Origin of the sequence: Pikeienuella sp. (genome assembly GCF_046290545.1) — a bacterium.
GTDB lineage: Bacteria > Pseudomonadota > Alphaproteobacteria > Rhodobacterales > Rhodobacteraceae > Pikeienuella.
The window spans coordinates 116,853-126,766 of the sequence record NZ_JBKAGV010000012.1 but is presented as its reverse complement, the minus strand read 5'-3'; the positions used below and the strand labels follow the sequence as shown (position 1 = coordinate 126,766).

The 9,914-nt window shown below is 67.1% G+C and carries 22 protein-coding genes; all 22 read left to right on the top strand.

All coding sequences use genetic code 11. From position 1 onward, the window contains the following. Positions 1–96 (top strand): hypothetical protein (locus ACE37J_RS10950; RefSeq protein WP_409711254.1); only part of this gene is annotated, 96 nt, incomplete at its 5' end. Positions 97–157: 61 nt separating this feature from the next. Further along, a complete protein-coding gene (rpsJ, locus tag ACE37J_RS10945; RefSeq protein WP_409711244.1) occupies positions 158–466 on the top strand; it encodes a 30S ribosomal protein S10 in 309 nt (102 codons plus the stop codon). 10 nt (positions 467–476) lie between these two features. Further along, positions 477–1,343: a 50S ribosomal protein L3 gene (gene rplC / locus ACE37J_RS10940; RefSeq protein WP_409711252.1), complete on the top strand. Its 867-nt coding sequence runs from the start codon at positions 477–479 to the stop codon at positions 1,341–1,343. Next, on the top strand, positions 1,340–1,960 hold the full coding sequence (gene rplD / locus ACE37J_RS10935) for a 50S ribosomal protein L4 (RefSeq protein ID WP_409711242.1): 621 nt from the start codon (positions 1,340–1,342) through the stop codon (positions 1,958–1,960). Before rplC ends, rplD begins: the two co-directional genes overlap by 4 nt. Then, entirely contained in the window at positions 1,957–2,253 is a 297-nt protein-coding gene (locus ACE37J_RS10930; RefSeq protein ID WP_409711240.1) for a 50S ribosomal protein L23, read from the top strand. Before rplD ends, ACE37J_RS10930 begins: the two co-directional genes overlap by 4 nt. Before the next feature lie 22 nt (positions 2,254–2,275). Beyond that, positions 2,276–3,115 (top strand): 50S ribosomal protein L2, encoded by an 840-nt coding sequence (gene rplB, locus ACE37J_RS10925; RefSeq protein WP_409711238.1) that lies wholly within the window; start codon positions 2,276–2,278, stop codon positions 3,113–3,115. Between the two features lie 15 nt (positions 3,116–3,130). Next, positions 3,131–3,409, top strand: coding sequence for a 30S ribosomal protein S19 (rpsS, locus tag ACE37J_RS10920; protein WP_409711236.1), 279 nt, complete (start codon positions 3,131–3,133; stop codon positions 3,407–3,409). 3 nt (positions 3,410–3,412) lie between these two features. Then, positions 3,413–3,793, top strand: a complete 381-nt coding sequence (gene rplV, locus ACE37J_RS10915) for a 50S ribosomal protein L22 (protein WP_409711234.1) — start codon at positions 3,413–3,415, stop codon at positions 3,791–3,793. Further along, on the top strand, positions 3,793–4,488 hold the full coding sequence (gene rpsC, locus ACE37J_RS10910; RefSeq protein WP_409711232.1) for a 30S ribosomal protein S3: 696 nt from the start codon (positions 3,793–3,795) through the stop codon (positions 4,486–4,488). Before rplV ends, rpsC begins: the two co-directional genes overlap by 1 nt. A 29-nt stretch (positions 4,489–4,517) precedes the next feature. After that, positions 4,518–4,931, top strand: a complete 414-nt coding sequence (rplP, locus tag ACE37J_RS10905) for a 50S ribosomal protein L16 (RefSeq protein WP_409711230.1) — start codon at positions 4,518–4,520, stop codon at positions 4,929–4,931. 153 nt (positions 4,932–5,084) lie between these two features. Beyond that, complete coding sequence (gene rpmC, locus ACE37J_RS10900) at positions 5,085–5,291, top strand: 50S ribosomal protein L29 (RefSeq protein ID WP_409711228.1); 207 nt, start codon at positions 5,085–5,087, stop codon at positions 5,289–5,291. Between the two features lie 3 nt (positions 5,292–5,294). After that, positions 5,295–5,528, top strand: a complete 234-nt coding sequence (gene rpsQ / locus ACE37J_RS10895) for a 30S ribosomal protein S17 (RefSeq protein ID WP_409711226.1) — start codon at positions 5,295–5,297, stop codon at positions 5,526–5,528. Between the two features lie 72 nt (positions 5,529–5,600). Then, entirely contained in the window at positions 5,601–5,969 is a 369-nt protein-coding gene (gene rplN / locus ACE37J_RS10890) for a 50S ribosomal protein L14 (RefSeq protein ID WP_409711224.1), read from the top strand. Continuing rightward, positions 5,969–6,283 carry a 50S ribosomal protein L24 gene (gene rplX, locus ACE37J_RS10885; protein ID WP_409711222.1) on the top strand — a complete coding sequence of 105 codons (315 nt, stop codon included), beginning with the start codon at positions 5,969–5,971 and terminating at the stop codon, positions 6,281–6,283. The genes rplN and rplX overlap by 1 nt, the downstream gene beginning before the upstream one ends. After that, positions 6,276–6,836, top strand: coding sequence for a 50S ribosomal protein L5 (gene rplE, locus ACE37J_RS10880; protein WP_409711220.1), 561 nt, complete (start codon positions 6,276–6,278; stop codon positions 6,834–6,836). The genes rplX and rplE overlap by 8 nt, the downstream gene beginning before the upstream one ends. A 14-nt stretch (positions 6,837–6,850) precedes the next feature. Continuing rightward, positions 6,851–7,156 carry a 30S ribosomal protein S14 gene (gene rpsN / locus ACE37J_RS10875; RefSeq protein WP_409711218.1) on the top strand — a complete coding sequence of 102 codons (306 nt, stop codon included), beginning with the start codon at positions 6,851–6,853 and terminating at the stop codon, positions 7,154–7,156. A gap of 10 nt (positions 7,157–7,166) precedes the next feature. Further along, positions 7,167–7,559 carry a 30S ribosomal protein S8 gene (gene rpsH / locus ACE37J_RS10870; protein ID WP_409711216.1) on the top strand — a complete coding sequence of 131 codons (393 nt, stop codon included), beginning with the start codon at positions 7,167–7,169 and terminating at the stop codon, positions 7,557–7,559. Between the two features lie 10 nt (positions 7,560–7,569). Further along, entirely contained in the window at positions 7,570–8,103 is a 534-nt protein-coding gene (rplF, locus tag ACE37J_RS10865; RefSeq protein ID WP_409711214.1) for a 50S ribosomal protein L6, read from the top strand. An 11-nt stretch (positions 8,104–8,114) separates the two neighbouring features. Continuing rightward, positions 8,115–8,474 carry a 50S ribosomal protein L18 gene (rplR, locus tag ACE37J_RS10860; protein ID WP_409711212.1) on the top strand — a complete coding sequence of 120 codons (360 nt, stop codon included), beginning with the start codon at positions 8,115–8,117 and terminating at the stop codon, positions 8,472–8,474. 10 nt (positions 8,475–8,484) lie between these two features. Then, entirely contained in the window at positions 8,485–9,081 is a 597-nt protein-coding gene (gene rpsE / locus ACE37J_RS10855) for a 30S ribosomal protein S5 (RefSeq protein WP_409711210.1), read from the top strand. 11 nt (positions 9,082–9,092) lie between these two features. After that, a complete protein-coding gene (gene rpmD / locus ACE37J_RS10850; RefSeq protein ID WP_409711208.1) occupies positions 9,093–9,281 on the top strand; it encodes a 50S ribosomal protein L30 in 189 nt (62 codons plus the stop codon). An 85-nt stretch (positions 9,282–9,366) separates the two neighbouring features. Beyond that, on the top strand, positions 9,367–9,879 hold the full coding sequence (gene rplO / locus ACE37J_RS10845) for a 50S ribosomal protein L15 (RefSeq protein WP_409711206.1): 513 nt from the start codon (positions 9,367–9,369) through the stop codon (positions 9,877–9,879). The last annotated feature ends 35 nt before the right edge of the window (positions 9,880–9,914 follow it).

Below are 9,914 nucleotides of genomic sequence, written 5' to 3'. Positions count from 1 at the left end.
ATCGCCCCGATCGCGATGGAGGAGCGCCTCCGCTTCGCCATCCGCGAGGGCGGCCGCACCGTCGGCGCCGGCGTCGTCGGCACCATCATCGAGTAATCGGGGGAGAGGGGCGCGGTAGGCCGCGCCCCGACCCATCAGTCCCGGAAGGGCGAGAGAGATGCAGAGTCAGAACATCCGGATCCGGCTGAAGGCCTTCGACCACCGCGTGCTCGATTCGAGCACGCAGGAGATCGTGGACACGGCCAAGCGCACCGGCGCCGAGGTCCGCGGCCCGATCCCGCTGCCGACCAAGATCGAGAAGTACACGGTTCTCCGCGGGCCGCATATCGACAAGAAGTCCCGCGAGCAGTTCGAGATCCGGACGCACAAGCGGCTTCTCGACATCGTGGACCCGACGCCGCAGACGGTGGACGCGCTGATGAAGCTCGACCTCGCCGCCGGCGTCGACGTCGAAATCAAGCTCTGAGGAGACGCGGATCATGCGCTCAGGGGTAATCGCCAAAAAGCTGGGCATGACCCGGCTGTTCATGGACGACGGACGGCAGGTGCCGGTCACCGTCCTGCAGATGGACAATGTCCAGGTCGTCGCGCAGAAGACCGCGGAGAAGGACGGCTACACCGCCGTCCAGCTCGGCGCCGGCGCGGCCAAGCCGAAGAACGTGACGCAGCCGATGCGCGGCCACTTCGCCAAGGCGAATGTCGCGCCGAAACGGAAGCTGACCGAGTTCCGCGTCGCGCCCGAGAACCTCATCGCGATCGGCGAGGAGCTGACGGCGGATCACTATTTCGCGGGCCAGTTCGTCGACGTCTCCGGCACCTCGACCGGCAAGGGCTTCGCGGGCGCGATGAAGCGGCACAATTTCGGCGGGCTTCGCGCTTCGCACGGCGTGTCGATCTCGCACCGCTCCCACGGCTCCACGGGCCAGTGCCAGGATCCGGGCAAGGTCTTCAAGGGCAAGAAGATGGCCGGCCATATGGGCGACGTCCGCGTCACCACGCAGAACCTTCAGGTGGTGAAGACGGACGCCGAGCGCGGCCTCATCATGGTCAAGGGCGCGGTTCCCGGTTCGAAGGGCGGCTGGGTCACGATCAAGGACGCGGTCAAGAAGCCGACGCCCGACAACGTGATCCTGCCCGCCGCGCTCCGCTCCGCCGCCGAGGAAGCCGCCGCCGCTGCGGCAGCCGCCGCAGCCGCCGCCGAGGCCGAGGCCGCCGCAGCCGCCGCGGCAGCCGCTGCGGAGCAGGCCGCCGCCGAGGAGGCTGCGCTCAAGGCCTCCGAAGCCGAGCTCAAGGCGGGCCCGGAAGGCGATGCCCCCGCTCCCGAGGGAGGTGACCAGAAATGAAGACCGCAGTGACCATGCTCGACGGCGGCGCCGCGGGCGAGATCGAGCTTGCGGACGAGGTCTTCGGCCTCGAGCCGCGAGCCGACATCCTGCAGCGCGTCGTGCGCTGGCAGCTCGCGAAGCGGCAGGCCGGTACGCACAAGACGCTGACCCGCGGCGAGACGAGCTATTCGACGAAGAAGATCGTCCGCCAGAAGGGTTCCGGCGGCGCCCGCCACGGCGACCGCGGCGTGACGCAGTTCCGCCACGGCGGCAACGCCAAGGGCCCGGTGCCCCGGAGCCATGCGCATGACCTGCAGAAGAAGGTCCGCGCCCTCGGCCTCCGCCATGCGCTTTCAGCGAAGGCGAAGGCGGGCGAGCTGATCGTGCTCGATTCGGCGACGCTCGAGAGCGGGAAGACGAAGGACCTGAAGGCGGCGATGGAGAAGCTCGGCCTTGGCAAGACGCTCGTCATCGACGGCGCGGTCGTGGACGCCGGCTTCGCCCGCGCGGCCCGCAACATCCAGGGCCTCGACGTGCTGCCGAGCCAGGGCGCGAATGTCTATGACATCCTGCGCCGGGACCGGCTGGTTCTGACCAAAGCGGCCGTCGCCGCGCTTGAGGAGCGGCTGAAATGAGCGCGAAGGCAGAACAGTACGACGTGATCCGCCGCCCGATCATCACCGAGAAGGCGACGTTGGCCTCCGAGGCGAATGCGGTGGTCTTCGAGGTGGCGATCGACGCCTCCAAGCCGGAGATCAAGGCGGCGGTCGAATCGCTCTTCAACGTCAAGGTGAAGGCGGTCAACACCGCCATTTCCAAGGGCAAGGTGAAGCGGTTCCGCGGCCGTCCCGGCAAGCGGAACGACGTGAAGAAAGCCTATGTGACGCTCGAGGCGGGCAACGCCATCGACGTGACGACGGGCCTCTGAGAAAGAAGCGGGAGACAGCAAGATGGCGTTGAAGTCGTACAAGCCGACGACGCCGGGCCAGCGCGGGCTGGTTCTGATCGACCGTTCGGAGCTGTGGAAAGGCCGCCCCGTCAAGTCCCTCACCGAGGGTCTGACGAAATCGGGTGGACGGAACAACTACGGGCGGATCACGGCGCGGCGGATGGGCGGCGGGGCCAAGCGGCTCTACCGTATCGTGGATTTCAAGAGACGGAAGTTCGACGTGACGGCGAAGGTGGAGCGGATCGAATACGACCCGAACCGCACCGCTTTCATTGCGCTCATCCGCTATGAGGACGGCGAGCAGGCGTATATCCTTGCGCCGCAGCGCCTCGCGGTGGGCGACAGCGTCGTCTCCGGCGCGAAGGTGGACGTGAAGCCGGGCAACGCGATGCCCTTCTCCGGTATGCCGGTCGGCTCGATCGTCCACAACATCGAGCTGAAGCCTGGCAAGGGCGGGCAGGTCGCCCGCTCCGCCGGCGCCTACGCCCAGTTCGTCGGCCGCGGCGGCGGCTATGCGCAGCTTCGCCTCTCTTCCGGCGAGCTTCGCACCGTGCGGCAGGAATGCATGGCCACGATCGGCGCTGTCTCGAACCCCGACAATTCGAACCAGAACTTCGGCAAGGCCGGCCGGATGCGGCATCTCGGCAAGCGCCCCTCGGTTCGCGGCGTCGCGATGAACCCGATCGACCACCCGCATGGCGGCGGCGAAGGCCGCACCTCGGGCGGCCGTCATCCGGTCACACCCTGGGGCAAGCCCACGAAGGGCGCGAAGACCCGCCGCAACAAGGCGACCGACAAGTACATTCTGCGGAGCCGTCACGCCCGCAAGAACAAGCGATAAGAGAGGACGGGGAAAATGCCACGTTCCGTCTGGAAGGGCCCGTTCGTCGACGCCCACGTTCTGAAGAAGGCCGAGAAGGCGCAGGGGTCCGGCAAGAACCAGGTCATCAAGATCTGGTCCCGCCGCTCCACCATCCTGCCGCAATTCGTCGGGCTGACTTTCGGCGTCTACAACGGCAAGAAGCACATTCCGGTCTCCGTCTCGGAAGACATGATCGGCCACAAGTTCGGCGAGTTCTCGCCGACGCGCACCTATTACGGCCACCAGGCCGACAAGAAAGCGAAGCGGAGATAAGCGATGGGACAGGAAAAGAACCCCCGTCGCGCGGCTGAGACCGAGGCGCTGGCGACGAGCCGGATGCTGAAGGTCAGCCCGCAGAAGCTGAACCTCGTCGCGCAGCTGATCCGGCGCAAGCCGGTCGGCAAGGCGCTGGCCGATCTCACCTTCTCCAAGAAGCGGATCGCCGGCGACGTGAAGAAGACGCTGCAGAGCGCGATCGCGAACGCGGAGAACAACCACGGGCTCGACGTTGACGACCTCGTCGTCGCGGAGGCCTGGGTCGGCAAGAACCTGACGCTCAAGCGCGGCTCCCCCCGCGCCCGTGGCCGCTATGGCAAGATCCTGAAACCCTTCGCGCAGATCACGATCAAGGTTCGGCAAGTCGAGGAGCAGGCCTGATGGGTCATAAAGTCAATCCGATCGGCCTTCGCCTTCAGGTCAACCGCACGTGGGACAGCCGCTGGTTCGCCAACACGAAGGATTATGGCCCGCTCCTGCATGAAGACCTGAAGATCAGGGCCTTCATCAAGAAGCGCTGCGCCGCCGCGGGCATCTCCCGCGTCGTGATCGAGCGCCCGCACCGCAAGTGCCGGGTGACGATCCACACCGCGCGGCCGGGCGTGATCATCGGCAAGAAGGGCGCCGATATCGAGGGGCTCCGCAAGGAGGTCGCGAAGCTCACGAAGTCCGAGCTTCACCTCAACATCGTCGAGATCCGGAAGCCCGAGGTCGATGCGCAGCTCCTCGCCGAGAACGTGGCGCAGCAGCTCGAGCGCCGCGTCGCGTTCCGGCGGGCCATGAAGCGCGCGGTGCAGAACGCCATGCGCATGGGCGCGCAGGGCATCCGGATGAACCTCGCCGGCCGCCTCGGCGGCGCCGAGATCGCCCGGACGGAATGGTACCGGGAAGGCCGGGTGCCGCTCCACACGCTCCGCGCCGACATCGACTACGCCACCGCCGAGGCGAAGACGGCCTACGGCATCTGCGGCGTCAAGGTCTGGATCTTCAAGGGCGAGGTGCTGGAGCACGACCCGCAGGCCCATGACCGCCGCCAGGCCGAATCTCAGGAAGGCGGGTCGCGCCCGGCCCGCTGAGCCGCCGCGCCGACTGAAAGGATAAAGAGATGCTCTCTCCGAAGCGCACCAAGTTCCGCAAGCAGTTCAAGGGGCGGATCCATGGCGAGGCCAAGGGCGGCTCCGACCTCAATTTTGGCCATTTCGGGCTGAAGGCGGTCGAGCCGGAGCGCGTGACCGCGCGCCAGATCGAGGCCGCGCGCCGCGCGCTCACGCGCCACATGAAGCGGCAGGGCCGGGTCTGGATCCGGATTTTCCCCGACGTGCCGGTGACGCAGAAGCCGACCGAGGTCCGCATGGGCAAGGGCAAGGGCTCCGTCGAATACTGGGCGGCGAAGGTGAAGCCGGGCCGGATCATGTTCGAGATCGACGGCGTCGCCGAGCCGATCGCCAAGGAGGCCCTGCGCCTTGCGGCGATGAAGCTGCCGATCAAGTGCCGCTTCGTCACGCGCGAAGACTGGTGATTGCGCGGCCCCGGTTCGCCGGGGCCGGAATGAATCGGGCGCGCCCCTTGTCACGCCGGAGCGGCTGGCGTATAGGGCGCGTCTCCAAGCGATACCCGCCGGAATCAGGGTAACCCCCAGAGGGCCCTCCGGCGATGTGGAAAGGAATGGGGCATGAAGGCCTCCGAACTGCGCGAAAAGACTCCGGACCAGCTCCGCGAGGAGCTGACGCAGCTGAAGAAGCAGAGCTTCAACCTCCGCTTCCAGCAGGCGACCGGCCAGCTCGACAACACCGCCGCCTTCCGCAAGGCGCGCCGCGACGCGGCGCGCGTGAAGACGATCCTGAACGAGAAGGCCGCCGCCGCGGCGCGGGAGGCGTAAGAGATGCCCAAGCGTATCCTCCAGGGCTCCGTGGTGAGCCATGCCAACGACAAGACCGTGACCGTGCTCGTCGAGCGCCGGATCACGCATCCGGTTCTCAAGAAGACGATCCGGAAGTCGAAGAAGTACCGCGCCCATGACGCGGCGAACCAGTTCAAGACCGGCGACGTCGTCCGCATCCGCGAATGCGCGCCGATCTCGAAGACCAAGCGCTGGGAGGTTGTGATCGACGCCTGAGGGCGCCCCTCACATCCAACCGGTTCATCGAAACCGCAGGGCTGACGTCCCTGCAGGTCGGGAGAAACCAGCATGATCCAGATGCAGACCAATCTGGCGGTGGCCGACAATTCGGGCGCGCGACGGGTCCAGTGCATCAAGGTGCTCGGCGGCTCGAAGCGGAAATACGCTTCGGTCGGCGATGTCATCGTGGTCTCCGTGAAGGAGGCGATCCCCCGCGGCCGCGTGAAGAAGGGCGAGGTCCGCAAGGCCGTCGTCGTCCGCACCGCGAAGGAAGTGCGCCGCGAGGACGGCACCGCGATCCGCTTCGACGGCAACGCCGCCGTGATTCTCAACAACAACATGGAGCCGATCGGCACCCGCATCTTCGGGCCGGTCGTGCGCGAGCTGCGCGCCAAGAACTTCATGAAGATCATCAGCCTTGCGCCGGAGGTGCTCTGATGGCCGCGAAACTCAAGAAGGGCGACAAGGTCGTCGTGCTTTCGGGCCGTGACAAGGGCAAGGAAGGCGAGATCGAGAAGGTTATGCCGAAGGAGGGCCGCGCGGTCGTCACCGGCGTCAACATCGTGATCCGCCACACCAAGCAGTCCGCCCAGAGCCAGGGCGGCCGTATTCCGCAGCCCGCGTCGATCGACCTTTCCAACCTCGCCATCGTCGATCCGAAGGAGGGCGGGCCGACCCGCGTCGGCTTCAAGATGGTCGACGGCAAGAAGGTCCGCTTCGCTAAGAAGTCCGGGGAGGTCATCGATGCTTGACGCCGCCAGCTACACGCCGCGCCTCAAGGCGTTCTATGCGGAGAAGGTCCGCGCCGCGCTCAAGGAAGAGTTCGGCTATAAGAACGACATGATGATCCCGCGGCTCGACAAGATCGTCCTGAACATGGGCGTCGGCGAGGCCGTGTCGGACTCGAAGAAGATCAAGGCCGCGCACGACGATCTCGCGAAGATCGCCGGGCAGAAGCCGGTCATCACCAAGGCGAAGAACTCCATCGCCGGCTTCAAGGTCCGCGAGGGGATGCCGCTCGGCGTCAAGGTCACGCTCCGCGGCGACCGGATGTTCGAGTTCCTCGACCGCCTTGTGACCATCGCGATGCCGCGTATCCGCGACTTCCGCGGCGTGAAGGGCACGGCCTTCGACGGCCGGGGCAACTTCGCCATGGGCATCAAGGAACACATCATTTTCCCCGAGATCGACTACGACAAGATCGACCAGGTCTGGGGGATGGACATCGTGATCGGCACCACGGCGCGGACAGACGCCGAGGCGAAGGCGCTGCTGCGCCACTTCAACCTGCCCTTCACGAACTGAGCGGGAGAGAACACATGGCGAAGAAAAGCATGGTGGCCCGCGAAGTGAAGCGGCAGGCGCTTGTCGACCGGTACGCGGCGAAGCGCGCGAAGCTGAAGGCGATCGCGAAGGACGAGAGCCTGACGATGGAGGAGCGGTTCAAGGCGCGGCTGAAGCTCGCCGAGCTGCCGCGCAACTCCTCCGAAACGCGGCTCCACAACCGCTGCAAGGTATCCGGCCGGCCCAAGGCCTATTACCGGAAGCTCCAGATGTCTCGCATCGCGCTCCGCGATCTCGCCTCCGCAGGGCAGATCCCGGGCATGGTGAAATCGAGCTGGTGAGGGACAGGACATGAACGATCCTCTCGGCGATATGCTCACCCGCATCCGCAACGCGCTGATGCGCCACAAGTCCGAAGTCCGCACGCCGGCCTCCAAGCTGCGCGGCTGGGTTCTCGACGTTCTGGTCGAGGAAGGCTACATCCGCTCCTACGAGCGGGTGGAGACGACCCCCGGCAAACCGGAATTCGTGATTGCGCTCAAGTATTTCGAGGGCGCCCCGGCGATCCGCGAACTCAAGCGCATCTCCAAGCCCGGCCGTCGCGTCTATGCCGGAGTGAAGGACGTGCCGGAGGTCCGCCAGGGCCTCGGCGTCTCGATCGTCTCGACGCCGCGCGGCGTGATGTCCGACGCGCAGGCGCGCGCCGCCAATGTCGGCGGCGAAGTGCTCTGCACCGTGTTCTGAGGAGGGCGAGATGTCACGTATCGGCAAGAAGCCCGTGGAGATGCCTTCCGGCGTTTCCGCCACCCTCTCCGGCCAGACCATCGAGGTGAAGGGCCCCAAGGGCGCCCGCCGCTTCACGGCGACCGACGATGTGGACATCACGGTCGACGGCAATGTCGTCACCGTGAAGCCGCGGGGCGACTCGAAGCGCGCGCGCCAGCAATGGGGCATGACGCGGACGCAGGTGCAGAACCTCGTCACCGGCGTCACCACCGGGTTCCGCAAGGACCTCGAGATCCTGGGCGTCGGCTATCGCGCCGCCGTCCAGGGCAAGACTCTGAAGCTCGCGCTCGGCTACAGCCATGACGTCGATTTCCAGATCCCCGACGGGATCGAGATCAAGACGCCGAAGCCGACCGAGATCGAGATCAGCGGGATCGACCAGCAGCAGATCGGCGAGGTCGCGGCGAAGATCCGCAAGTGGCGCAAGCCCGAGCCCTACAAGGGCAAGGGCATTCGCTACAAGGGCGAGTTCGTCTTCCGCAAGGAAGGCAAGAAGAAGTAAGGACCGGCGAAATGGCGAACAGCAAGCGAGACTTGTTTCAGCGGCGCCGGATGCGCGTCCGCTCGAAACTCCGGAAGATCGGCTACGGCAAGCCCCGGCTTTCCGTCCACCGGTCCTCGAAGAACATTTCGGCGCAGATCATCGACGATGCGCGGGGCGTGACCCTCGCCGCCGCCTCGTCGCTCGAATCCGCGCTCGGGGTGGTGGGGAAGAACAACGTCGAGGCGGCGGCGAAGATCGGCGCGGCGATCGCGGAGCGGGCGAAGGCGGCCGGCGTCGAGAGCGTGGTGTTCGACCGCGGCGGCTACCTCTTTCACGGGAAGGTCAAGTCGCTCGCCGACGCCGCCCGTGAAGGCGGCCTGAAGTTCTGAGGAGGCGAGAATGGCCAGAGAAGACAATCGCGGCGGCGGCGACCGCGGCCGTGGGCGGGGCCCGCGCCGCGAGCGCGAGGAGGAGCCGGAGTTTCAGGATCGCCTCGTCGCCATCAACCGCGTCTCCAAGACGGTGAAGGGCGGCAAGCGGTTCGGCTTCGCGGCGCTTGTCGTCGTCGGGGACCAGAAGGGCCGCGTCGGCTTCGGCACGGGCAAGGCCCGCGAAGTGCCCGAGGCGATCCGCAAGGCGACCGAGGACGCGAAGCGCTCCATGATCCGCGTCGCGCTCCGCGAGGGCCGGACGCTCCATCACGACATGAACGGCCGCCACGGCGCCGGCAAGGTCGTGATGCGGCAGGCGCCGGCCGGCACCGGGATCATCGCGGGCGGCCCGATGCGCGCCGTCTTCGAGATGCTGGGCGTTCAGGACGTGGTGGCGAAGTCCATCGGCTCCCAGAACCCCTACAACATGATCCGGGCGACCTTCGACGGGCTCCTGAAGGAGAACTCGCCGCGCATGGTCGCCGCGCGCCGCGGCAAGAAGGTGGCGGAGATCGCGCGTCGCGGCTCCGAGGCGCCTGTCGACGCCGAACCGGCGGAAGCGTGAGGAGCGGAGACATGGCCAAGACCATCGTCGTCAAGCAGATCGGCAGCCCGATCCGCCGCCCGGCCAAGCAGCGCGCGACGCTGATCGGCCTCGGCCTCAACAAGATGCACAAGACGCGCGAGCTGGAGGACACGCCCTCCGTTCGCGGGATGGTCGAATCCATCCCGCATCTCGCCGTGATCATCGAGGAGCGCGGCTGAGCGATCGGCCGCCTCTCATCGTTCAACCGTGGCCGGGGGGTTCTGACGCCTCCGCCCCCCGCGTCCGGCTCAAGGAGACAGCGTCATGAAACTCTATGAACTCGCGGACAATCCGGGCGCGACGAAGAAGCGCAAGCGCGTCGGCCGCGGCCCGGGCTCCGGCATCGGCAAGACCGGCGGGCGCGGCATCAAGGGCCAGACCTCCCGCTCCGGCGTCGCCATCAACGGCTTCGAGGGCGGCCAGATGCCGATCCATCGTCGCCTCCCGAAGCGCGGCTTCCACAATATCAACAGGAAGTCTTTCGCCATCGTGAACCTGAAGACGCTTCAGGACGCGCTGGACCGTGGCGCGATCCAGGCCGGCGCGGCGCTGGACGAGGCGACGCTCGTCGCCGCCGGCGTGATCCGCCGCCCGCTCGACGGGATCCGGCTCCTCGCCAAGGGCGAGCTTTCGACGGCGCTGACCCTCACGGTCGCCGGCGCGTCGAAAGCTGCGGTCGAGGCGGTTGAAAAGGCGGGCGGGAAGGTCGAGATCATCGATGTCGTCGCCGCGCGCCGCGAGGCGGCCCGCGCCGCCAAGGCCGCCGCAGCCGAATAACCGGGCGCCAGCCCCGCCAAGGCGGGGTCGGCTCC